The organism is Salisediminibacterium halotolerans (assembly GCF_003814815.1).
Taxonomy (GTDB): Bacteria; Bacillota; Bacilli; order Bacillales; family Salisediminibacteriaceae; genus Salisediminibacterium; species Salisediminibacterium halotolerans.
Genome location: NZ_RKQQ01000007.1, coordinates 46,717 through 70,732 on the forward strand (window position 1 = coordinate 46,717; position 24,016 = coordinate 70,732).

Genomic DNA, 24,016 nt, shown 5'->3' on the forward strand with positions numbered 1-24,016 from the left:
TTTATTAATTGCGGTCGCGCTTGGCTGCTTGCGCTTCTTTATAAGCCTGACCTTTTTCAACATAACTTTTGCGAATCCTGGCGATTTCGTCATAATCATCGGCTGTTAAATCGCGGATAACCTGAGCAGGCCGGCCGAAGGCGAGAGTGTTTGAAGGGATTGTTTTTCCCGGCGGCACAAGACTGCCGGCGCCGATAAAGGCGTTATCGCCGATTTCGGCTCCATCAAGAATCGTTGAACCCATCCCGATTAACGAATCGGTCCCGATTGTACAGCTGTGCAGCATACACTGATGACCGATCGACGCGCCTTCTTTAATGTGCAGCGGATAAGAGGCGCTTTGATGAAGCATCGACTGATCTTGAATATTCACTTCCCGCTCAATAATCGTCGGAGCAACATCGCCGCGAATCACTGTGTTGAACCAAATGCTGGCATACGCGCCTACTTGAACGTCTCCTGTAATAACGACGCCTTCTGCTGCGTAAACTGTCGGATCAATCGACGGCGTTATCCCGTTGTATGGGTATTGAATCATCGTCTTCCCTCCTGTCAGAGAGCTAATTCGTGCAAATAAATTGTAACAAAAATCAAATGCCGATAACAGCTGGCACTTGACGAAAAGAGCTTGCGAGGGAGAAGATAGGTAACGAAAAGGAGTGAAGGACGTATGTGGAAATGGGAAACTGGCGATGAGATGCCTAAAGGCGTGTTTGTTCTTGTGCACGGGGCGGGAGAGTATCATGCCCGCTACGAATGGTTTATTAATCAATTAAATCAGGCAGGTTACCACGTTGTTATGGGAGATTTGCCCGGACAAGGCTTGACAGAGGGGCCGAGAGGCCATATCGAAGCGTTTGATCAATATACAGTTCAAGTCTCTCTTTGGCTTGAAGAGGCGCGTACATACAAGCTTCCGGTCGTTTTGTTCGGACACAGCATGGGCGGACTGATTGCTGTCAGGACGATGTTGCGGCTTGCTTCAAAGCAGCGGCCCGATTTGCTCTTGCTGTCCTCTCCGTGTTTCGCGCTTTTTCAAGCTCCCGGATTGCCGAAAAAAGTTCTTTCGAAAGTATTAAATCCGTTTTTGCCGAAATTGATGTTTCCGTCAAATTTAGAGCCGGGTTCCGGAACGCGCGATGAATGGATGCGCCGCAGGGATCAAAATGATGATCTGCTCGTGAAATACGTCAGTGTCCGCTGGTACCGGGAACTCGCGGAAGCGATGGATACAGTGCATGCTGAAATCAGCCGGATGCCGAATATGCCGGTTTTTATTTCGCAGGCAGGCGACGACCGAATTGTTGATAAAACAGCTGTCCGCAAATGGTTTAATGAACTCGATATTGACACGAAATATTATAAAGAGTGGCCGGGATTGTATCACGAAGTTTTAAACGAACCGGAAAAACATCAAGTGCTGATGCATATGCTCGGTTTTACGGCGATGCATTTGTCTCGGGCTCGTTATGGAGGGCATGTCACGTGAACATCCCGTTAAATTCTCCTGTTATGATGTATCGCATATATAAACGGGTTCTCCCGGCCGTGCACCGTGAATTAGCTGTCTGGAGAAACCGAGCTGAAAATATTCCCGACCCGGAACTTCGCAGTCAGGCACTTGCAAGCATTGCTGATAAAACTTTTCATTGTGAAGGCGGAGCGATTTATGCATTGCTTGCAGGTGAGAAGTTTTTCGATGCAGTTTCTTTTATCGTTTCGTATCAGACGATCAGCGATTATTTAGATAATTTATGCGACCGGAGCACATCGCTTAACCCGCTTGATTTCACAGCACTCCACGAAGCGCTGACGGATGCTCTCCAGCCCGGAGTTCCGGTCAAACGGTACTACCGTTTCCGTGCCGAACAAGATGACGGCGGCTATCTTGAAGCGCTGGTGAAAAATTGTCAGGAAAAAGCTGAATCATTTCCGTTTTACCGGCAGGCCAAGCCGTACACGCTGAAGCTTGCTTCGCTATACGGAGATTTGCAAATACATAAACATGTGGCCGAAGAGGAACGGGTCAAGAGGCTGACATCTTGGTATAAAGCTCATCCAAAAGAAAGCGCTGAGTTAAGCTGGTATGAATTTTCCGCTGCGGCAGGGTCGACGCTCGGTATTTTTTGTTTAGCTTCTTATGCGGCAGGGAGCGCTGGTTTTACTGCGTTGGATGCTTCTCGTATATATGAACGCTATTTTCCTTGGATGCAAGGTTTGCATATTATGCTCGACTATTTCATCGACCAAGATGAAGATGCACGGGAAGGTGATTTGAATTTTTGTTTTTACTATCCGGATGAAGATGCGTTAATTCACGGGCTTACCCGCTTTTATCACCGGGCCGTTTCACAGCTTCAAGCTTTACCTGACGCCGGTTTTCACCGCCGTGTGGCCGGAGGTCTGTTGGCAATATATTTGGCGGATCCGAAAGTGAAGGAAAACGGCCGGTTAAAACGGCGTCGCCGCCGAATCTTAACGAGCGGCGGAAAGGCCTCAGTATTCTTCTATCTGAACGGATGGGTGTACCGCCGCTTAAGCAAAACCTAACAAAGCAGACGCTCCGGTTCCCGGTTAAGCGTCTGCTTTTTTTTCAATCGCTGCCAAAAACGGCGGTTCGTTTTTTTGGTTCAAAAAAGCGTACAGCAGTACATCTGCTTTTTCTTGCGGCAAGCTGGCGAGGTAGGTCATTAATGTTTCTTTTTCACGGCGCCCTTCTTCGTGGCCGTGATAAATGACCAGCACGATGATGCCGCCGGGGCGTAAGCTGGTTAACAACGTTTCAATCGCAGCAATCGTCGTGTCTGCTTGCGTGCTGACCGTTTTATCGCTCCCGGGTAAATAACCGAGGTTAAACACGGCAGTATCGATTCGCCCCGCATGTTCAGGTGCAATGTAGGTTTTCATATTTTCATGGCCGTCGTTAACTAACACGACACGGCCGTCGAGCTTATGATCGGTTAATTTTTTTTGTGTCGCTTCAATCGCAGCGTGTTGAATATCGAAACTGTAGACTGTACCGGCCGGACCGGCAAGCTTCGCCAAATCGATCGTATCGTGGCCGTTTCCGGCCGTTGCATCCACAGTGATCCCGCCTTCTGGTGTATGTTCACTCAGCAGTTTTTTTGCAAAGGGCAATGCCCGGTGAAGACTCATAACGGTTTATCCTTTCGTATAAAATTCCCCTTGGAAACTGTCGCGCCGTTTCAGTTCATCATCGATGCCGTTTAAAACTTCCCATTTTTTCCGGCTCCACAACGGCCCGATTAATTGTTCTTGCGGACCGTCGCCGGTCACGCGGTGAATAATGATATCAGGGGGGAGAAGCTCGAGCTGATCGCAGACGGTTTGGATATAAGATTCTTTATCCATTAATGTGAGAGAACCGTTTTCATATTCTTTTGCCATCGGCGTATTACTCAGCACATGAAGCAAGTGTATTTTCATTCCCTGGATATCCAATTTAGCGGCTTCTTTTGCTGTTTGTTTCATCATCGCTTCGGTTTCCCCGGGCAGGCCGTTAATAATGTGGCAGCAAACACGAATTCCCCGGTTTCGCAGTTTCGCCACACCTTGTTTGTAAGCGGCGAAATCGTGAGCGCGGTTGATGCGTCTGCCGGTTTGATCGTGTGCGGTCTGCAGTCCTAATTCTACCCAAAGATACGTCCGCTCATGTAAGTCAGCGAGGTAGTCGACCACTTCATCAGGAAGACAATCGGGGCGCGTTCCAATCGCAATGCCGATGACGCCCGGTTCAGATAAAATCGGCTCAAACCGCTGTTTCAACGTTTCGACAGGAGCGTGGGTGTTTGTGTACGCTTGGAAATAAGCCATGTATTTTCCTTGTTTCCATTTACGGTGAATCCGATCTTTAATGTGATGAAATTGATCGCGAATATCATCTCGGCGGTCGCCGGCAAAATCTCCGGATCCTCTCGCACTGCAAAATGTACATCCCCCATAGGCTGCGGTGCCGTCGCGGTTCGGACAGTCAAAACCGGCATCGATCGGGACTTTAAAGATTTTTTCTCCGAACCGCGACTTTAAATGCCAGTTCCAAGTTAAGTAACGTTTATCTCCGAATTGATTGTATAAAACGCTGTCTTGCACGAAAATTCCCCCTCCGAACGGTTGCGTCCGTTTTGATCCTATCACAGATTGTGCCTAGCAACGAGCGTGAATTTTGAACAGCCGGCAACATTTAGTGCGAACGGATTAACTTGCTGTGATCTTGACACGGCAGGTTTCGATGCATACAATTAACAGATAGGCATAACGAATGAAAACGTAGAAGAGGAGCAGTAAAGCGTCATTACGATCCAGAGAGTTAACGGCAGCTGAGAGTTAACCGGAATGCGTTTGAACTCACCTCGGAGTTGCCGGCAGGGCGGTTCCTGTCAGGACGGATGTCTCCGTTATCAGACGAAAGTGAGCAATGAATCATTGCTAACGTGGGTGGTACCGCGGGAAGGCGAATATATCGACCTCTCGTCCCTGGCTTAAACCAGAGGCGGGGGGTTTTCTGCTTTTGCACAGCATTGTATTAAATTAATGGTTTGGGGAGGTTGTTTTGCGTGGCATTTGATCACCAGCAGTTAGAACGCAAATGGCAGCAGTATTGGGAAGATAATAAAACGTTTAAAACCGTTGAAGATGCATCAAAAAAGAAATTTTATGCGCTCGATATGTTTCCGTATCCATCCGGGGCAGGATTGCATGTCGGTCACCCGGAAGGCTATACAGCAACAGATATTTTATCGCGCATGAAAAGAATGCAAGGTTACAATGTTCTTCATCCGATGGGGTGGGACGCGTTCGGATTGCCTGCCGAGCAATACGCGCTTGATACGGGAAAACATCCGCGCGAATTTACAGAAGCAAATATTGCGAATTTTCGCCGTCAAATCAAAGCGCTCGGTTTTTCATATGATTGGGACAGAGAAGTCAATACCACGGATGAAGATTATTACAAATGGACACAGTGGATTTTTATTCAGCTGTATAAACAAGGTCTAGCCTACATTGATGAAGTGGCGGTCAATTGGTGCCCGGCGCTTGGAACGGTGCTGGCCAATGAAGAGGTGATCGACGGAGTCAGCGAACGGGGCGGCCATCCGGTGGAAAATCGCCCGATGAAACAATGGATGCTGAAGATCACTGCTTACGCCGATCGTTTACTGGAAGACTTGGAAGAACTGGATTGGCCGGAAAGCATCAAAGATATGCAGCGCAACTGGATCGGCCGTTCTGAAGGTGCAGATGTGTATTTTACTCTCGAAGCAACCGGCGAAACGATCGATGTGTTTACAACGCGTCCGGATACGCTTTTCGGTGCGACGTATTTGGTGCTTGCTCCGGAACATGACGCAGTTTCGCGCGTGACAACGGATGATCAGCGAGAAGCAGTGCAAACATACATTGAAGAAGTCACGAATAAATCCGAAATTGAACGGACCGATGCGCAAAAAGAAAAGACAGGCGTGTTTACCGGCGGTTATGCGATCCATCCGGTCACCGGCGAAGAGGTTCCGGTCTGGATTGCGGATTACGTTCTTGCCGATTACGGCTCCGGCGCGATCATGGCTGTCCCGGCGCATGACGAACGGGATTATGCGTTTGCCGCAAAATTTGAACTGCCGATTAAAGAAGTGGTTGCCGGCGGCGATGTATCACAGGCTGCTTACGACGGCGACGGTGAACACATTCATTCTGACTTTTTAAACGGCCTGGATAATGCCGAAGCGATCAAAGCGATGGTTGCTTGGCTGGAAGAACACGAAAAAGGTCAAGGCAAGGTGACGTACCGTCTGCGCGATTGGCTCTTCAGCCGGCAGCGTTACTGGGGCGAACCGATTCCGATTATTCATTGGGAAGACGGCTCGATGACTCATGTTCCTGAAGATAAACTGCCGCTTACCCTGCCGGAGATGGATGAGTTCAAGCCATCCGGCACCGGCGAATCACCGCTTGCCAATAATGAAGACTGGCTGATTGTCACCGACCCTGAAACGGGGATGAAAGGCCGCCGCGAGACGAACACGATGCCGCAATGGGCCGGAAGCTGCTGGTATTATTTGCGCTATGTCGATCCGCACAACGAAGAACAGCTGGCTGACCCGCAAAAATTGCAGCACTGGCTTCCTGTAGATATTTACGTCGGCGGTGCTGAACATGCTGTGCTGCACTTGCTTTACGCCCGTTTCTGGCATAAAGTCCTCTACGATATCGGTGCAGTGAATACGAAAGAGCCGTTCCAGAAGCTGTACAATCAAGGGATGATTCTCGGGGAAAACAGCGAAAAAATGAGCAAATCGAAAGGCAACGTTGTAAATCCGGATGATATTTTGCACACTCACGGCGCGGACACCCTCCGCTTATACGAAATGTTTATGGGACCGCTCGATGCCGCCGTTGCCTGGAGCACGAAAGGACTTGACGGAGCGCGCCGGTTTCTTGACCGTGTGTGGCGTCTTTTCATCACCGGCGAGAACGGTGAGTTGAATCCGGTTATTCAAGACACTCAGGCATCGGAAGAGATGACCCGCTTATATCATCAAACGGTTAAAAAAGTCAGCGAAGATTTTGCCTCGCTGCGATTTAATACAGGAATTTCGCAGCTGATGGTATTTATCAACGAATCGTATAAGCAGGAAACCTTATCAAAAAGTCATTTGGAAGGGTTTGTTAAATTACTGTCTCCAGTTGCTCCGCATATTGCTGAAGAGCTTTGGAGCCGGCTCGGTCATGAAGAAACGGTTTCTTATGCGACGTGGCCTGTGTATGATGAAACTTTGCTGATTGAAGATGAAGTCGTTATTATCGTTCAGGTAAATGGGAAAATCCGTTCGAAACTGACGATCGCAAAAGATGCGACGAAAGAAGAAATGGAAGAAAAGGCGCTGAATATTGAGCGTATCCAAGAAGAGCTGTCAGACAAAACGGTGCGCAAAGTCATTGCTGTTCCGGAAAAACTCGTCAATATTGTCGCAAATTAACACACTTAAAAACGCCTCCTGATTTGGAGGCGTTTTTTTTGTCCTCGCTATTGTGATAATACATGGATATGTTCGGCGGCTGCTTTTCCTGCAGTATAACCGGTTGAAAAAGCAACCGTGATGTTATAGCCGCCTGTATACCCGTGTAAATCCAACACTTCGCCGCTAAAGTATAAACCGGAAGTGAATTTCGAAGCCATTCGTTTTGGTTCGATTTCCTTTAAGCTTACACCGCCCCCGGTAACGAACGCTTTTTCGATCGAGAGGGTCCCGGTTGCGGTTAAAGGAAACCGTTTCACGAGCTGACTCCATTTCTGCACGTCAGCGCGGCTTAGGTGCAGGCTCGCCGTTCCGGGTTCGATGCCTGTTCTTTCCAGGGTGAGCTGAAGGAGCCGCTCGGGCAAAACGCCGCTAAGCGTGTTTTTTACCGCTTTTTTCTCACCTTCTTTCAATTGCTCGGCTGTTTTCGCAATCAGGCTCTCTTCCTGATCATCGGGAAATAAGTCAGCAGTAAGAGCGATTTGGTCGACAGCGTGTTTCGCTTTGGCCTTTACAACGTATTGGCTGCATCTGAGCGCGATCGGACCGGAAATACCAAAGTGTGTGAAGATAAAATCGCCCCGGTGAGTTTTGAGCGCTTTCCCTTTTTTAGGGTCGATGACGCTAAGTGAAACGTCTCGCAAGGATAACCCTTGGAGCGTCTTATCTGCTATAAATGCATCGTTTAACGTAATCGGCACTTCTGTCGGGAATAAATCAGTGATCGTATGCCCGGCTTTTTCGGCCCATGGATACCCGTCCCCTGTTGATCCGGTTTCAGGAACGGATTTACCGCCGGCAGCAATGATAACCGCTCGCGCCTTAATCTCAGTGCCGTCCTGAAGTTTCACCCCGGAAACAGCTTGAGATGAGCGGTCGACGAGTAAATCATTGACATGCGTGTTTTTTTGCAGTTCAACACCGATTGCTTGAAGATGGTTAAGCATGGCGCGGACAACATCGGCGGCCTTATTGCTGACGGGAAACATCCGCCCGTTATCTTCTTCTTTTAAATCGATGCCTAAATTTTCGAAAAAACGGATAATATCTTCGTTATTAAAAACAGAAAACGGACTGTGCATAAATCGACCGTTTCCCGGGATATGGCGGATCAGTTCTTCTAACGGCGCGCGGTTTGTTACATTGCAGCGGCCCCCGCCGGAGATAGCAAGTTTTCTGCCGAGTTTATTCCCTTTATCCAGCAAGAGAACATCCGCTCCATGCATTTTTGCGGAAGCTGCGGCCATTAACCCAGACGGTCCGCCGCCGACGACAATGACATCTTTCATCGTGTACATCCTTTCCAGTGTGAGCATTTTCATGTGAAATTCGTGTCTTTAGTGCGTATTATATCAGATTCTGCTGTTTGTGTATGGGTTGACCTGTTAGCGCAGTTTGTACCGGCGCTTATGAAAGGGGAAGGCGGATCGCTGAACAGGCGTAGCCTGTCTAACCGATCGTATGATAAAGTGAAACTAATGAAATTTCTGGGAGGGACTGCAATGCTTGAAAAACACGCGATTAATACGAAGGCGCATGCAGAGATGATTGATATTACCCGAGCGGTTAACGAAACGGTGCAAAAGAGCGGAGTGACAGAAGGGATCGTCTATATTTATTCCGCGCATACGACAGCCGGCATTACGATTAATGAAAATGCCGATCCGGATGTAAAAACGGATATGATTCAGCGTTTTGATAACGTATACCCTTGGAAAGATCCCGCCGATCGTCATATGGAAGGAAATACCGCGTCCCATATGAAGACGAGCACGGTCGGCGCTTCGCAGCCGGTGATCATTACCGGCGGTGAAATGCTTCTCGGCACGTGGCAGGGGATTTATTTTTGCGAATATGACGGACCGCGAAACCGAACTGTTCACGTTAAAGTCATGTCCGGATAAGCTGCCAAGCCGTCTTCCCGTTAAGCATGCGGAAGGCGGTCTTTTCTGTTTTCCTGACGCGGAAATATGATACAATCATTTGGAATCTTGTATAGAACGGAGCAGATACATGTCAGATCAACAGCTTATTCGCGGTACAATGATATTATCAGCAGGCATTTTTATGACGAAAATGCTCGGGCTTATTTACATCTTCCCCTTTCAGGCGATTGTCGGTCTTGAAGGGCTGGCTTTATATACATACGGATACACCCCTTATACGGTGCTGTTAAGTTTAGCGACACTGGGTGTGCCTTTGGCAGTGTCCAAATTTGTCTCGAAATATAACGCGTTGGGTGATTACAGAACGGGACAGCGGCTGTTAAAATCCGGTTTGGTTGTCATGAGCGCGACGGGTTTTTTCGCTTTTATGGTGCTGTTTTTACTAGCGCCGCTTATCGCCGGACATGTGCTTGATCCCGACAGTCTCGACGGCAATACGGTTGATGATGCGGTCTTTACGATCCGGATGGTGAGTGTTGCATTGCTGGTTGTGCCGGTGATGGCAATCATCCGCGGTTATTTTCAAGGACATCAGTCGATGGGACCGACGGCTCTGTCACAAGTTGTCGAGCAAATTGTCCGGATTGCTTTTATTCTTGTATTGACCTACTTAATTATCGAAGTGTTTAACGGTGATTTAGGCACAGCGGTCGGGTTTGCAACATTCGGAGCTTTTGTCGGCGCACTCGGCGGACTCGCTGTGCTGCTTGCTTATTGGTACCGGCGCAAACGTGCTCTTGATCAGCAGGCGGCCGAATCCGCTGAAGATTTTCAAATTCCGCTTCCGGCGATGTATAAGGAACTCTTTCGTTATGCGATTCCGATTTCGTTTGTCGGTTTGGCGATTCCGCTTTATCAAACGGTGGATTTGCTGACATTCAATCCTGCAATGCTTGATATCGGCTACACGTTGGAACAGGCGGAAAAGTATTATGCAGCGTTTACTCAGGCATCGCATAAATTGATTATGATCCCTGTCTCCGTTGCAACAGCGATGTCGTTAACGATTTTGCCGACAATTACGAATGCGTATATAAACGAGGATAATGAGCGTTTGCACCGGACGATCACACAGGCGTATCAAATCATTTTCTTTTTAAGTATTCCAGCTGCTGTCGGTCTTGCTGTTTTAGCAGATCCGATTTATACGACGTTATTTTCAGCGGAAGATGTTGATGTCGGCGGCTATATTTTAACGCGTTACGCGCCGGTTGCCGTTGCTTTCAGTGTGTTCGCCGTAACCGCTTCGCTCTTGCAAGGAATCAACAGACAAATGTACGCGGTGATTGCTTTAAGCATCGGTGTGTTATTTAAACTGCTAACGAACCAGCTGTTTATTGGATGGTTTGACGCGACGGGAGCAGTGCTGTCTACCGGCGGAGGATATGTGCTTGCGATTGCTGTTAATATGTACGCGATCGGCAAATTCGCCGCTTATGACTATGCGGTGATTTGGAAGCGCCTGCTGCTCATAACAGGATTTTCTGCAGTAATGGGTGCGACAGTGGCTTATATTTATGCCGGTCTTACACGGTGGCTCTCGATTTATGTCTGGACGGAATCCGTGATGATTTTAGTGATCACAGTCGGAAGCGGGCTCGTCGTTTATGTTTATTTAAGCTATCGTTCCGGTTTAGCGGGAATGGTATTAGGCGAGCGTTTTCCGGGATTGAAAAAAGAGTAAATAAAAAGACTGATTCGCGTCATTTGCTTAATGACAATGAATCAGTCTTTTTCTAATCGCGGTTTGCTGCCTAGATGTTATTCGTTTATCCATTGTTCCGCCCAATGTTGGATTTCATTAAGCGCCGGCTCTAAAGACTTTCCTTTTTCCGTCAGCTCATATTCGATTCTTACCGGTGTTTCAGGGTAAACGCGGCGTTGAACGATCCCGGCATCTTCCAGCTGTTTCAGCCGGTCCACAAGCATTTTGTCGCTCATAGCGGGAATGTTCACAGATAAATGTCGAAAACGCGCTGCTCCGTGCTCAAGCAGCACGCGGATGATCAGCCCGTTCCAGCGTTGACCGAGGAGCTGAAAAGCGGATTCGAATTTGGGGCACAAATCGATTTTTGTCATTTGTGATCACTCCTAATCTTTACGTAATCTCATTGTATCATATGAAACAGCAATAAAGCACACTAATAGAGTGTTACTAACTAAAAATAAGTGGTTTACTGTTTGTTTGTAAAGGATATGGGAACTGTGAAAGAAAAATTCGGAGGATTGATTGAAATGACAAAGATTTTGATTCCTTTTTACAGTTCTTACGGTCATGTTCATGAATTAGCGAAAGCAGTCGCCGCCGGTGTTTCGATGGTGGAAGGAGCGGAAGCACGGACAGTTAAAATTGAGGAATTTGACGTGACAAAACAAGCGATGTCCGGCCAAGAAGCATACGTAAAGGCACAAGAAGAAATGGCTAATCTTCCGACAGCGACGCATGATGATTTGCGCTGGGCCGACGGAATCATTTGGGGAATTCCGACGCGCTACGGCACGATGCCGGCGCAAATAAAACAGTTTTTGGATTCTGCCGGAAGCTTGTGGATGAACGGAGAGCTGGAAGGAAAAGCGACCGGTATCTTTACAAGCACAGGTTCGATTCACGGCGGTCAGGAGACAACCGCCATCACATCACTCGTTACGATGCTGCACTTCGGGATGATTTATGTCGGTCTGCCGTACGGATCAAACCCTGAACAATTAACAACAGACGGCATCGGCGGTTCGCCTTATGCCGCATCAACGGTAGCTGCGCCTGACGGGAGCAATCAGCCGGATGAACGGGAATTAACGATGGCTAAACGGTTAGGAACGAGAGTGGCTGAGGTGGCGAAGAAATTAAATCAATAATCGAGCGAAACCGGAAGAGGGCGCCTCTTCCGGTTTTTTTGCTTTTATTAATGTCCTGCAATATGCCCTTTTAGTCAGGTAGGCAGTTTGCTATAATTGAGAAACTAATGAATTTCCGGAGGTGGAGATTTTTGGAAGGTTCGGAAAAGCGCAAATTATACATCGATTGGTATTTACTAACGGCCATCGCTGTCCTCTCCATATTCGGGTTGATAATGATATACAGCGCCAGTTATGTGCGCGGGTATGAACAATTCGGGAATATGACACATTTTTTTGACAGACAGTTAATCTGGCTTTTTCTGTCGACGCTGATGCTGATATTTTTTATGTTTTTTCCATATCGGCATTACAGTAAAATGATTAAATTCATTTTAATCGGTTCTTTTGCGATGCTCGTGTTGGTCTTAATGCCGGGCATTGGGTATGAAGTCAATCACGCTACACGCTGGGTGACGGTCGGCGGTTTTCAAATTCAGCCGTCGGAATTCGTAAAAATATCAATGATCATTTATATCGCCTATGTTTATTCAAGGAAGCAAGCGTACATAGATAAATTCGTTTCCGGGCTTCTTCCTCCGCTGATCATTGTCGTATTGATGTTTGCGCTTATTTTGATGCAACCGGATTTAGGGACGGCCACGTCAATTGTATTGGTAGCCGGGATGCTCGCTTTTTGTTCCGGTGCACGATTTTTTCATATCTTTTCGCTCGGCGGTTTAGCAGGGTATGCAATTTATCATTATGCCACGAGCGCTCCTTACAGAATGAATCGGATTACAGGTCACATGAATCCTTTTGAGATGGAAGCTGACCACGGTTATCAGCTCGTTCAGTCCTATATTGCGATCGCACACGGCGGTATGAGCGGAGCAGGGATCGGGCAAAGCGTGCAAAAACTTTTTTATTTGCCTGAAGCGCACACAGATTTTATTCTGGCGATCGTCAGTGAAGAGTTAGGCGTGATCGGGATCGGATTTGTTTTTTTGTTAATCAGCGTGATTATTTTCAGAGGGATTCTAGTCGGAATGCGCTGCCGTGACGCTTTTGGCAGCCTTCTGGCTTATGGAATTGTGTTTCAATTGGCGATTCAAATCGTTTTTAATGCCGGGGCAGTCAACGGGCTTCTACCGATTACCGGTATTCCGTTTCCGTTTTTAAGTTACGGCGGTTCATCAATTATGGTAACCTTTATCTCGATGGGAATATTAATCAATATCTCAAGGCGTACCGAAAAGGATCGTCAAGAACGACGCGGGGAAACTGAATCCGTCCCTGTATATGAAAATGAAAACCGCTCATTTTATGCCGGTTCAAAATGAACTGATTGATTATAAGGAATGGATGGATGAACAATGCAAGAACGCAAAACCCCGTTTCAGCAGTTAGATTTTTCGTTGTTGTTTTATTTATTCGTACTGATGTGTTTCAGTCTTATCGCGATACACAGCGCCGGTGCCGCAGGGCAATATGAAGGAAATTTCGTTCAGCTGCAAATCATTTGGTTTGCAATTGGAACGATTTTAATGCTCAGTGCAATGGTGATCGATTATGAATTATTTAAAAACTTATCATTGCCGTTATATATCATCGGCATGGTGCTTTTATTGCTCGTGCACTTTTTTGGGATAGAAGTAAACGGCGCGCAGCGCTGGATAGATATTCCCGGACTAGGGCGTTTCCAACCGTCGGAATTTGTGAAAATCTTTGTGATTATCACTTTAGCGCATTACGTTTTTCACTTGGCAAAAACCCCGAGGGAAAAAACGTTTAAATCGGATATTTTCGTCGTTGGAAAAATTCTTGCGATCGGGCTGCCTCCGTTCGGACTAATTTTAATTCAGCCGGATTTAGGGACAGCGATGGTTATTGCTGTCGTCATTTTCATCATGATTTTGATGTCAGGAGTTACTTACAGGATGATCAGTTTGATTATCGGGCTGTTTGTTTCATTTGTCGCTTTGCTTGTGTGGCTTCATAACAACTTTTTTGCGTTTTTTACGCAATACGTTATCCAGCCTCACCAACTGACGAGAATTTATGCGTGGCTGGACCCGAATGCAAATATCGGCGCTGAAGGTTATCAGCTTTTTCATGCCATGCAGGGGATCGGTTCCGGACAGCTGTACGGGACAGGATTCACCGAAGGAGTGAAAACTGCAAGCGGGAATATTCCTGAGCTTCATACGGACTTTATCTTTACGGTGATTGGCGAAGAATTCGGGTTTGTCGGAGCGACTGTGCTGCTAATTATTTATTTTCTTTTGCTTTATCGGATGATTATCATTGCCTTTACATGTAATAATTCATTCGGAACGTATTTAGTGGCTGGCGTTGTCGGATTAATCGCTTTTCAAATTTTTCAAAATATCGGGATGACGATCGGGCTGGTACCGATCACCGGGTTAGCGCTGCCGTTTGTCAGTTACGGGGGAAGCGCATTAATTACGAATATGCTTGCGGTCGGGATCGTGTTGAATGTTAATATCCGCACGAAAAATTATATGTTTGGCGAAAATGAATAGTTGGAATGAGGGTGAGCAATGCGGGCTGATAAATTATTAGCTTCACTCGGTTACGGATCGAGAAAAGACGTTAAAAAATTATTAAAGCAAGGTGCTTTGTCGGTTAACGGGGATATTGTTAAAGATCCGAAGACTCATGTTGATGAATATGAAGATGAATTTGAAGTGTTTGGCGAGCCTGCAGTCTATCGAAAATACATTTATTTAATGATGAATAAGCCTCCCGGAGTCATCTCCGCAACAGAAGATGAAACAGAAGAAACGCTCAGTGATTTGTTAGAAGAAGAGGACCGTTTTTTTGAACCTTTTCCCGTCGGCAGACTTGATAAAGATACGACCGGGCTTGTGCTGATGACAAACGATGGCAAATGGGCGCACAGGCTGATGTCGCCTAATCGGCATGTCGATAAAATTTACCGCGTTCATTTGGCTCATCCTGTCGGTGAAAAAGAAGCAGAAGCTTGCCATAAAGGCTTGACTCTGGATGACGGGTACGTGACGAAACCGGCCGACCTGGATTTATTCGGCAAAGAAGAAGCGGACGTTGTTCATCTGACGATCCGGGAAGGGAAGTATCATCAAGTTAAACGCATGTTTGCCGCGCTTGGAAATCATGTCGAAAGGCTGAAACGCGAGAAAATCGGCGATGTTCAACTTGATCCGGAACTTGAGCCCGGCATGTACAGAGAATTGACTGAAGAAGAGCGCTCGCTCTTATCTGGGGAAAACGATTAGACAGAGAAGCTGCCGCTGTTGACCGGCAGCTTCTCTTTATAATGTAAAAGTTTAAGCAGCAATCATTCCAATTTTAGAGATGTAAGCGTATAATTTTGGATTGCAAAGCATCACTGATCTGTTTAATAGACGGAGGATTCATATATGACGGAACGGCGCATGTTTTTTAATATGAAATTATTTTTCTTTTTTGCTTATTTTGGCTTCGGCGGTTTATTTCCGCTCCTAAGTGTTTATTTACAGGAGGATATCGGTTTGCGCGGTTCGCAAATCGGTGTGATAACGTCGATCGGACCGATTGTAATGATCCTTATTCAACCGCTGTGGGGGATGGCGAGCGATGTGACAAAAAAGCCGCGAATACTGTTGACTGTTTCAGCTGTCGGTGCTGGTTTGACAGGGTTTTCTTACTTATTTGCTGAGCAGTATGCGTTGCTCGTTGCGATTGCAGCCGGAGTCGCAGTTTTTCAAAGCGCAATCATTCCGCTGTCTGACAGCATGGCAATGTATTATGTACAGCAAAAAGGCGGGGATTACGGATCGATTCGAATGTGGGGAGCAGCGGGATTTGCCTTATCGGTTTGGCTGATGGGCAACTTATCAGACCGATTCGGACTTGAAGTTATTTTCTTCGGTTTTGCTTTCGTATTGTTTTTAAGTGCTTGGTTTGCTTCGGGAATGCCCGGGGAAACGAGTAAGCAAAAGGTCGACTTACGCGGAGGCCTGAAAAAGCTGGTCAAAATTCCGCAATTTAACGTATTTTTGCTCGTCACTTTTTTAGTCTTTGGGCCGATAATGGCCAATAACTTTTATTTTGGTCTTTTTATTCAGTTTGCCGGCGGCTCGCTGGCCGGCGTCGGCTTCGCGTTTTTGCTTGCAGCGGGGAGCGAGGTTCCGTTTATGCGTTTAGCCGGTTCGTGGATTCGGAAACGGGGAATTCTCGTTATTCTTCTCGCAGCCGCGTCAGCATCCGGCGTGCGCTGGCTCTTTTATGCAACCGGACCTGAACCGACCTGGATATATTGGACAACAGTCATTCAAGGTTTCAGCATTGGGTTATTCGTTCCGGCAGCGCTTCAGTATGTCGCGGATTTAGCGCCTAGAGATGTTAAAGCAACAGCCGTATCGATTTATTCGGCGGTCGGCAATGGTCTTGGTGCTTGGTTTTTCAGTATGACGGCCGGAATGATTATGGAATGGTTTAGTATTTTGTCTGTCTATTTGTTTTACGGAGTTATGACACTGACAGGTGCCGCGCTGACTTTCGGCTTATTGAGCGTGCATAAAAAATCCGTGCAAACGGCATGATAATGAACTAAGCGCCCTGAAAGGGCGCTTAGGCAGCCAATTAAAATTCGAACAGATCAGTCGATAAGTAACGTTCACCTGTGTCGCAGGTGATCGCTACAACAGCTTGATCAGCAGGCAGCTGTTTTGCCGTCTGCAAAGCCGCAAAACAAGCTGCTCCGGAAGATGGGCCGGCTAGGAGCCCTTCTTCTTGAGCGAGCCTTCTCGTAATGTCATAAGCATCTTCATCGGAAATACGGTAAATATAATCGTAAACCTCTGTATTTAATATCGGCGGAACAAAGCCGGGGCTGGTACCGACAAGTTTATGCGGACCGGGTTTTCCTCCTGATAAGACAGGAGACCCTTTCGGTTCGACAACATGGACAGCTAATTCCGGATAATGTTTTTTCAACTCTTCTCCGGTGCCTGTAACCGTTCCGCCAGTTCCGGAAGCTGCGATGAATGCGCCGAGCGGCTTGTTGATTTCTTCCATTGCCCGGATAATTTCTAAAGCGGTCGTTTCACGGTGAGCGTCGGGATTCGCTTTGTTTTCAAATTGCATCGGCACGAAACTGTTCGCGATTTCCTTATGAAGCTCGTGAGCCTTTTCAATCGCACCAGGCATTTTTTTATCGCCCGGGGTGAGGACCACTTCCGCCCCGTAAGCTTTCAGCAAGTTAATCCGTTCTTTCGACATTGAATCAGGCATCGTTAAGATCGCTCGGTAATTTTTGGCGGCGCAGACCATCGCTAGACCGATCCCGGTATTTCCGGATGTCGGCTCAATAATGACCGATTCTGCGTTTAAAAGGCCTGCTTTTTCCGCTTCTTCGATCATATTCGCTGCCGCTCTGTCTTTCACGCTTCCGCTTGGATTCATCGATTCAAGTTTTAAGTAAACGGCTGCGCCGTTCGGATCGGGAAGATGATTAAGCTTTAACAGCGGTGTGTCGCCGATCAGCTCACTTATGTTATTAACGACTTTCATATACAACACCCTTCCATAAATCTTATTTTACAGATCAGTTTAATCATTATTATAGCACAGCCGATATAAGAGGAGAAAGGTTGATGTCAATTGAGCACAAGCCATACGTTTATTGCAATTCCTTTAGCAGAAAAGCTGTTTGACACGGGCGTGTATTATCAAAATCAGCTTGATTTACGCACGTACTGCAAAAAGCTTGTTCATCCGGACGATTTTCATCTAACATTGCTCTTTTTGGGAGGGTGTGAAACGGCCCTTCGCGACCGGATTTGGCAAGACGTCCGGCAAGAAACAGCCGGTATGGAGAAGTTTTCGTTAACGATACGGCGGTTAAACTTTTTTGGTAAACCGAACCGCCCGCGCGTCCTTTTTCTGGAACCGGAAAACAATTATAATCTGCATGAAACGGCTGAAACGATTCGCAAAATAGCTGCCAAACAAGGGTTTTCCGCAGATGACAGACCGTTTCGCCCGCATATGACGCTGGCAAAAAAATGGCGCGATGCTAAGCAAGACTGGCCGGCGAAAAAGCGGCCCTTACCGAGCACGATTGAACCGGTAACTGTAACCGCTGAGAGGATTTCGCTGTTTAAAATTCACCCGGAAAGAAAACAAAAATACGAAGAGTTGGCGACGATCTGCTTTAAAGAGCCGGAAAGGAGAGATTGATCGATGGCCCAGCTTGTGAAACTTTCTCACTATGTGTCGCGTTATGAGATCGATATTTACCGCTATCCAAGCCGTTATGTACGTTTAAAACGAGAGCGCTGGAACCGGTTAAAACAGGAATGGAACGCGAAACAAACCGGTTTTCCTGACGCAGCTGTGCCGCAGGATGACCGGATCAATCGTGATTCGAGATTGCAAAGGACGGTGAAACGGCTGTTCAGACGGAAAACAGCGAGCGATGATATCCCTTATCCGGATTTTGGCCATGTTCACAGCCGGTCACTCGAAGATGTTAAAGCAGTGTTTCAAGAGGAGCTCTTTCATTTTCAAATAGGCTGGGCTAGTTCAACCGTTTCTGAAGTCTCGAGGGTAAAACAGGCGTATTATCAGGACGAGATGCTTCGCCGTCTAGTAAAAACCCTGCCCGACACTTTTTTTATCTTTTATGAACCGGTCTGCTTTATGAAAAAAGCCCCGGTAGAACTGGATATTGTGATCGTCAGCCCTTCTGACATTTGGGTTATTAAACCGCTTGCCGGCGACGGAGATACGATTTATACGAAATCATCAGAGCGGTATTGGGAAAAACGGGGAAAAGAGCGAACGGAAACTTTTTTAAGTCCAATGTATGATTTAAACCGGATGAGGACTGTCATTGAGCATCTCCTCGAGGAAGAAGGGATTTCTCTGCCCGTCTACCAGGCTGCTGTTGCCAAGGACAGCTTTCTTGATGTTTCTTCACACTCAACGCGGACAAAGCTGATCGATAAACGAACGATCGACAGTTTTATGCAAAAGCTGATCAATAATCAGGCGCCGATTAAGCACACGCAATTAAAAATTGCCGATGCGCTGCTCCGCAATGTACAAACCGTGTCTGAATCGCGGATTGAAGCCGATTTGGAGACAATCGAAAAACGAGATGACTGACAGAAAAACCCTTTGCTCTTCAACGAAGAGCAAAGGGTTTAGTTTAAAGCTTCCAAATATCTGAGACGTACTCCATAATCGTGCGATCGCTGGAGAACTTCCCTGAATGAGCAATGTTTGTTGCCGCCATCCGCTGCCAGTGGTTTTGATCGCGGTAAGCGCGGTCGATCATTTCGTGCGTTTCTACATAAGGACCGAAATCTTTAAGAACAAAGAACGGATCGTTATGGTACATGATGTTGTAAAAAAGATCTTTAAATTCGATTTCTTGCGAACCGAATACGCCGCCGTTAAGCTGGTCGAGAACCCGCTTAACACGAACGTCAGCATGGTAAATCGATTTGGCATCATAGCCGCCGTGCGCGTAATAATCAAGCACTTGCTCGGCTGTAAGACCGAAAATGAAAATATTGTCGTCTCCGACGAAGTCGCGTATCTCAATATTGGCGCCGTCCAATGTTCCGCACGTGATGGCTCCGTTCATCATCATTTTCATATTGCCGGTCCCGGACGCTTCTTTGCTTGCTGTTGAAATTTGTTCGCTGACTTCAGCTGCCGGGATAATTTTTTCGGCGAGACTGACATTGTAGTTTTCGAGAAAGACTACTTTCAGTTTGTCTTTTATGTCCGGATCGTTATTGACAACTGAAGCAACGTGATGAATTAACTTAATAACTTCTTTCGCTAAATGATAACTCGGCGCTGCTTTTGCTGCAAAAATAAATGTTCGCGGGGTAATATCCATGTTCGGGTTATCTTTTAGTTCGTTGTACAAATAAATGATATGAAAGACGTTCATCAGCTGGCGCTTGTATTCGTGCAGGCGCTTAATTTGCACATCAAATATCGAGTCGGTGTTTAATTTGACCCCTTGCTGTTCATAGACATACTTCGCCAACAGGTGTTTGCTGTGCTGTTTACAGTCTTTCATCGTTTCGAGAAACGGTGCATCGTTTGTGTACCGCAACAAATTCATTAACTTATGCGGCTCATGAACCCAGCGCGGTCCGATAACATCAGTGATTTTGCTCGCAAGGCAAGGATTGACCTGCTGGAGCCAGCGCCGGTGTGTAATGCCGTTTGTCTTATTATTGAATTTCTTTGGATAGAGCGTGTAAAAGTTTTTCATTTCTTTGTTTTTCAATATTTCGGTGTGAATTTTTGCGACGCCGTTCACACTGAAGCTTCCGACAATCGCTAAATGCGCCATATGAATCTGTTCGTAGGAAATAATCGCCAGTTCATGAATTTTGTCGCGCAACTCCGGATGCGTTGTATAGATTTGTTTGCAAAAGCGCTCATTAATTTCATGAATAATCATGTAAAGGCGCGGCAGGAGGTTTTGAATCATCGATACAGGCCATTTTTCGAGCGCTTCGCTCAACGTCGTGTGATTCGTATAAGCTAAAAGGTTCGTCGTGATTTGCCAAGCCTTTTCCCATCCGTACCCTTCTTCATCCATGAGTATTCGCATCAGTTCCGGGACAGCAAGACTCGGATGAGTATCATTGATTTGGATCACTGTGTATTCAGGCATCATCGACAGTGGTAAATCATGATTGCGCCGGAAATTTGCAATAATGTTTTTAATCGTCGCTGAGACGAGAAAATATTGCTGTTTTAAACGGAGCTCTTTGCCTTCAAAAGTTGAATCGTCGGGATAGAGAAACCCGGATATTTGTTCAATCGAGTGGATGTGATCCAAATGGTGGTAATACTGCTGATCAGAAGCTGACAGTCCTTTGTTTTCCGCCGGAGAAAGTTCAGCGCTCCACAGACGGAGAGTATTGACGACTTCATTATGATAGCCGAGAACCGGAACGTCATAAGGGACCGCCATGACAGAGTCGGTGTTTTCATAACTGATTTCCAGCGAACCGTCCCGTCTCTTATGTTCATGAACGGTTCCGCCAAAGCGGATTTCAACGGCTTCATCCGGTTTTCTCGTTTCCCACGGATATTCTTCTTTCAGCCAGTAATCCGGCAGTTCGACTTGATTGCCGTGAATAATCCGCTGTTCAAATAAGCCGTAACGGTAGCGTATTCCGGAACCATGCCCGGCATAGCCGAGCGATGCGATCGAATCGAGAAAACAGGCTGCCAGTCGTCCAAGCCCGCCGTTGCCGAGCGCAGCGTCGTGTTCTTGTTCGTAAATCCTCTCAGGCCGGCGGCCGAGATCAAGCAGCGTTTGGTTACAAATATCAAGCAGGCCGCAGTTTTGCAAATTGCTTTCGATCAGGCGGCCGATCAAAAATTCCATTGAAATGTAATACACTTGTTTGGATTTGTTTTGCTGAATTTCTTGATTCGTTTCAAACCATTTCGGCATAACAAGGTCCTGGATGATCGAAGCGATGCTGTAGTATATTTCTTTGTCCGTCGCTTCTTCAAGTGTCGTCCGGTGTTTTCGTTTTAATTTGCCTTCGATGGCTGTGTGAAATGATGCCGGGTCGTAATTATGCACGTCAGTCACTCTCCTTTATCGCTCCAGCAGTTAATTCTTTGTAGATGTCGGCGTAGGCAGCTGCAGAATCTTTCCAGCTGAAGGAGCTTTTGTTTACATTTTTCATCAAGGCTTTCCATTGCAGCGGATCGTGAAAAACCGAGAGTGAATATTGCAGGGATTGCAGCAGTTCATGCGCATTGTAGTTTTGAAAGCTGAATCCGTTGCCGGTGCCGGTATACTGATTGAATGGAATGACCGTATCTTTTAAACCGCCAGTTTCGCGCACAATCGGCACAGATTTGTACATTAAGGCGATCAGCTGGGAAAGACCGCACGGTTCGAATTTTGACGGCATGATGAAGAAATCGGAAGCGGCATAAAGGCGTCGCGCCAGCTTTTCATCAAACGTTAAGACAGTAGCCATCCGTTCGTGGTGCATATGTGCGATCCAGGAAAAAGAAGATTCAAATTCGTAATCGCCGGTTCCAAGCAGAACGACTTGGACGTCTTGCTGTAGAAATTCAGGTAAAATTCGTTCTAATAAATGGAAGCCCTTTTGTTCAACAAAGCGGGAAATAGCAATATAAAGCGGAACATCACCTCTTACCGGAAGCCCTAATTCTTCTTGAATGATCTCTTTATTTTGCCGTTTTTTCTCGCGTGAATGTTTGTACTGAACCGGTATATTCGGATCGTTTTGCGGGTTATAAGAATCGGTGTCGATCCCGTTAATAACGCCGGCGACATCAAGGTGACGTTCACGCAGGAGCGGGTCTAATCCTTCGCCGAAATAAGGATCCATAATTTCTTGGGCGTAACTTGGGCTGACGGTCGTAATTTTGTCTGCATGGAAAATGCCGCTCTTCATGCAATTCAGCATCCCTTTCCACTCGAACCCGGCAAAATGATCACGCGGCAAGTTAAAGAGGTCGTCAAACGCTTCATACATTAACCAGCCTTGGTACTGGATATTATGAATCGTAAAGACGGTGCGCATCCCTTCGATTGGCTGCAGAATGTTGGCAAAGGCGACTGCCAGGCCGGTTTGCCAATCGTGAGCATGAAGGACATCCGGTGTGAAATCAAGGTACGGCAGCGCGTCAATCACAGCGCGGCAGAAGTAGACATACCGCTCGCCGTCGTCAAAATAACCGTACACATTGTTGCGCCCAAAATAATAATCATTGCTGATAAAATAATACGTGATCCCGTCGTGTTCATATTCAAACAGTTCGGCGATATGCTCACGCCAGCCGACGTTAACGGTAAACGATGTCTTTTTCACGAGGCTGGACGCAAAAGGCTCTGGGAAATGATCATATTTCGGTAAAATAACTCTGACGTCAGCATGGCCTTGCTGTTTGAGCGCTTTCGGAAGAGACCCGATGACATCGGCGAGTCCGCCGGTTTTTACAAAGGGTGTACTTTCTGAAGCGGTAAATAATACATTTGTCATGTCGGACTCTGTCCCCTTTCTCATTTACGTTCGTTAGATCCGCTGTCTTTTTGCAGCGATAAACGGTTTTTCTTTCGATCCGATCAGTTTTTGCCCGCTTGAAACATGCACATCTTTATCGAGGATGACATTTTCCAAATAAGCTCCTTCTTCGACTTTGCAGCGCTGCATGATTACGGAATTTTTTATCGTCGCATTTTTTGCAACGTTGACGCCGCGAAACAATACGCTGTCTTGCACTTCGCCTTCAACCACACAGCCGTTGGCGAGCATCGATGAAGAGACGGACGAATCTTCTTTATATTTTACCGGCGGCTCATTACTCGTTTTTGTGCGGATGTAATGGTTTTTAAAAAAGAGCGATTTAAAATGATCCGGTTCGAGCAAAGACATGTTGTTGCGGTAAAAGCTCTCGACGGAATTTATAAACATCGTATAACCGCGGTAATGGAAAGACTGAATGGCTAAATCGGGAAGATTATCTTTAATGCCGTCCATAAAGAAGTGATCTTTATGATACGCGATGCATTGATCGACGAGCTTAAGCAACAGATCTTTTTTAATGATATACACATTCGAGAAGACGTTTTTGTTTTCCGGGTCATTTGAGAACCCTGTGACCCAGCCGTTTTCATCCTCGTTAATCCGCAGCTGCGGGCTGTGTTCCGGCAGGACATTTTCAACCGGTACAGTAATGCACGTAACATCCGCGTCCGTTTCAAGGTGGCGCTCGAACGCCCGTTCGTATTTCATGTTGGCCAAAAACTGACTGCCGCTGATCACGACGTGTTCCGCTGTTGAACGGTGGAAATAATCACGGTTATTATGGAAATGGCGCAAGTCGCCTTTTGAAATATCCGACGGATCATTCCAGTCAGGCGGGAGAATAAAAATTCCGCCATGCCGTCGGGCAAGTTCCCAATCTGCCCCTGTTGATAAATGGTCCATTATCGACCGGTATTTATGATTGGTGAATACTGCCACTTCATCGACGCCGCTGTTAACCATATTTGACAATGTGAAATCGATCAGCCGGTAGCGTCCGGCGAACGGCGTGGCAGCACCGCAGCGGAAATAAGTCAATTCTTCGAGAAAATCATGTTCATGCTCTATATTGATTAACCCCATCAGTTCTTTCATT

21 protein-coding genes and 1 other annotated feature are annotated in these 24,016 nt (G+C 46.7%); of the genes, 12 read left to right on the plus strand and 9 right to left on the minus strand.

Annotated features, from left to right (window positions below; translation table 11 throughout):
- Positions 1 to 4 precede the first annotated feature (4 nt).
- The gene (locus EDD67_RS12385; RefSeq protein WP_318272125.1) at positions 5 to 538 is read right to left on the minus strand and encodes a gamma carbonic anhydrase; all 534 of its coding nucleotides are present in this window, start codon (positions 536 to 538) and stop codon (positions 5 to 7) included.
- 132 nt (positions 539 to 670) lie between these two features.
- On the opposite strand from EDD67_RS12385, the gene EDD67_RS12390 reads away from it, so the two are divergent.
- Together EDD67_RS12390 and EDD67_RS12395 are read left to right on the plus strand one after the other, a co-directional pair.
- Positions 671 to 1,489 carry an alpha/beta hydrolase gene (locus tag EDD67_RS12390; protein ID WP_093073275.1) on the plus strand — a complete coding sequence of 273 codons (819 nt, stop codon included), beginning with the start codon at positions 671 to 673 and terminating at the stop codon, positions 1,487 to 1,489.
- A complete protein-coding gene (locus EDD67_RS12395; protein WP_277872135.1) occupies positions 1,486 to 2,550 on the plus strand; it encodes a tetraprenyl-beta-curcumene synthase family protein in 1,065 nt (354 codons plus the stop codon). The genes EDD67_RS12390 and EDD67_RS12395 overlap by 4 nt, the downstream gene beginning before the upstream one ends.
- A 24-nt stretch (positions 2,551 to 2,574) precedes the next feature.
- Here the strand turns inward: EDD67_RS12395 and mnmM are convergent, their stop codons facing one another.
- Both mnmM and mnmL read right to left on the minus strand, forming a co-directional pair.
- Positions 2,575 to 3,156 carry a tRNA 5-(aminomethyl)-2-thiouridylate-methyltransferase MnmM gene (mnmM, locus tag EDD67_RS12400; RefSeq protein ID WP_121440551.1) on the minus strand — a complete coding sequence of 194 codons (582 nt, stop codon included), beginning with the start codon at positions 3,154 to 3,156 and terminating at the stop codon, positions 2,575 to 2,577.
- 6 nt (positions 3,157 to 3,162) lie between these two features.
- Positions 3,163 to 4,110, minus strand: coding sequence for a tRNA modification radical SAM protein MnmL/YtqA (mnmL, locus tag EDD67_RS12405; protein WP_121440550.1), 948 nt, complete (start codon positions 4,108 to 4,110; stop codon positions 3,163 to 3,165).
- A 169-nt stretch (positions 4,111 to 4,279) separates the two neighbouring features.
- Positions 4,280 to 4,499: a binding site (T-box leader), on the plus strand.
- A gap of 75 nt (positions 4,500 to 4,574) precedes the next feature.
- Between mnmL and leuS the strand changes: the two genes are divergently transcribed.
- Positions 4,575 to 6,995 carry a leucine--tRNA ligase gene (gene leuS, locus EDD67_RS12410; RefSeq protein WP_093073281.1) on the plus strand — a complete coding sequence of 807 codons (2,421 nt, stop codon included), beginning with the start codon at positions 4,575 to 4,577 and terminating at the stop codon, positions 6,993 to 6,995.
- A 47-nt stretch (positions 6,996 to 7,042) separates the two neighbouring features.
- Here leuS and EDD67_RS12415 read toward each other — a convergent pair whose 3' ends face one another.
- A complete protein-coding gene (locus tag EDD67_RS12415) occupies positions 7,043 to 8,323 on the minus strand; it encodes a BaiN/RdsA family NAD(P)/FAD-dependent oxidoreductase (RefSeq protein WP_093073285.1) in 1,281 nt (426 codons plus the stop codon).
- A 213-nt stretch (positions 8,324 to 8,536) separates the two neighbouring features.
- Here EDD67_RS12415 and EDD67_RS12420 point away from each other — a divergent pair, with 213 nt between their 5' ends.
- Together EDD67_RS12420 and EDD67_RS12425 are read left to right on the plus strand one after the other, a co-directional pair.
- Entirely contained in the window at positions 8,537 to 8,938 is a 402-nt protein-coding gene (locus EDD67_RS12420; RefSeq protein ID WP_121440549.1) for a secondary thiamine-phosphate synthase enzyme YjbQ, read from the plus strand.
- Positions 8,939 to 9,047: 109 nt separating this feature from the next.
- On the plus strand, positions 9,048 to 10,664 hold the full coding sequence (locus EDD67_RS12425; protein ID WP_121440548.1) for a putative polysaccharide biosynthesis protein: 1,617 nt from the start codon (positions 9,048 to 9,050) through the stop codon (positions 10,662 to 10,664).
- Positions 10,665 to 10,741: 77 nt separating this feature from the next.
- On the opposite strand, the gene EDD67_RS12430 is transcribed toward EDD67_RS12425, so the two are convergent.
- The gene (locus EDD67_RS12430; protein ID WP_093073291.1) at positions 10,742 to 11,059 is read right to left on the minus strand and encodes a winged helix-turn-helix transcriptional regulator; all 318 of its coding nucleotides are present in this window, start codon (positions 11,057 to 11,059) and stop codon (positions 10,742 to 10,744) included.
- 126 nt (positions 11,060 to 11,185) lie between these two features.
- On the opposite strand from EDD67_RS12430, the gene wrbA reads away from it, so the two are divergent.
- The 5 genes from wrbA to EDD67_RS12455 all read left to right on the plus strand — a co-directional run bounded on the left by wrbA (position 11,186) and on the right by EDD67_RS12455 (position 16,404).
- Positions 11,186 to 11,836: an NAD(P)H:quinone oxidoreductase gene (gene wrbA, locus EDD67_RS12435; protein WP_307723702.1), complete on the plus strand. Its 651-nt coding sequence runs from the start codon at positions 11,186 to 11,188 to the stop codon at positions 11,834 to 11,836.
- Between the two features lie 131 nt (positions 11,837 to 11,967).
- Positions 11,968 to 13,158 carry a putative lipid II flippase FtsW gene (ftsW, locus tag EDD67_RS12440; protein WP_121440547.1) on the plus strand — a complete coding sequence of 397 codons (1,191 nt, stop codon included), beginning with the start codon at positions 11,968 to 11,970 and terminating at the stop codon, positions 13,156 to 13,158.
- A 33-nt stretch (positions 13,159 to 13,191) separates the two neighbouring features.
- Positions 13,192 to 14,361, plus strand: coding sequence for a rod shape-determining protein RodA (rodA, locus tag EDD67_RS12445; protein WP_121440546.1), 1,170 nt, complete (start codon positions 13,192 to 13,194; stop codon positions 14,359 to 14,361).
- 18 nt (positions 14,362 to 14,379) lie between these two features.
- Positions 14,380 to 15,096, plus strand: a complete 717-nt coding sequence (locus EDD67_RS12450; RefSeq protein WP_121440545.1) for a pseudouridine synthase — start codon at positions 14,380 to 14,382, stop codon at positions 15,094 to 15,096.
- Between the two features lie 144 nt (positions 15,097 to 15,240).
- A complete protein-coding gene (locus EDD67_RS12455) occupies positions 15,241 to 16,404 on the plus strand; it encodes an MFS transporter (RefSeq protein ID WP_121440544.1) in 1,164 nt (387 codons plus the stop codon).
- Between the two features lie 40 nt (positions 16,405 to 16,444).
- Here the strand turns inward: EDD67_RS12455 and cysK are convergent, their stop codons facing one another.
- Complete coding sequence (gene cysK, locus EDD67_RS12460) at positions 16,445 to 17,374, minus strand: cysteine synthase A (protein ID WP_121440543.1); 930 nt, start codon at positions 17,372 to 17,374, stop codon at positions 16,445 to 16,447.
- Positions 17,375 to 17,464: 90 nt separating this feature from the next.
- Between cysK and thpR the strand changes: the two genes are divergently transcribed.
- The gene (thpR, locus tag EDD67_RS12465) at positions 17,465 to 18,043 is read left to right on the plus strand and encodes an RNA 2',3'-cyclic phosphodiesterase (RefSeq protein WP_121440542.1); all 579 of its coding nucleotides are present in this window, start codon (positions 17,465 to 17,467) and stop codon (positions 18,041 to 18,043) included.
- A 3-nt stretch (positions 18,044 to 18,046) separates the two neighbouring features.
- Positions 18,047 to 18,973, plus strand: coding sequence for a nuclease-related domain-containing protein (locus EDD67_RS12470; protein ID WP_121440541.1), 927 nt, complete (start codon positions 18,047 to 18,049; stop codon positions 18,971 to 18,973).
- 43 nt (positions 18,974 to 19,016) lie between these two features.
- Here the strand turns inward: EDD67_RS12470 and EDD67_RS12475 are convergent, their stop codons facing one another.
- From EDD67_RS12475 to glgD, 3 genes are read right to left on the minus strand one after another with little or no spacing between them, the layout of a single operon-like run.
- Complete coding sequence (locus tag EDD67_RS12475) at positions 19,017 to 21,437, minus strand: glycogen/starch/alpha-glucan phosphorylase (protein ID WP_121440540.1); 2,421 nt, start codon at positions 21,435 to 21,437, stop codon at positions 19,017 to 19,019.
- Position 21,438: 1 nt separating this feature from the next.
- Positions 21,439 to 22,875: a glycogen synthase GlgA gene (gene glgA, locus EDD67_RS12480; protein WP_121440539.1), complete on the minus strand. Its 1,437-nt coding sequence runs from the start codon at positions 22,873 to 22,875 to the stop codon at positions 21,439 to 21,441.
- A 33-nt stretch (positions 22,876 to 22,908) separates the two neighbouring features.
- Positions 22,909 to 24,015 (minus strand): glucose-1-phosphate adenylyltransferase subunit GlgD, encoded by a 1,107-nt coding sequence (gene glgD, locus EDD67_RS12485; protein ID WP_121440538.1) that lies wholly within the window; start codon positions 24,013 to 24,015, stop codon positions 22,909 to 22,911.
- Between the last annotated feature and the right edge of the window lies 1 nt (position 24,016).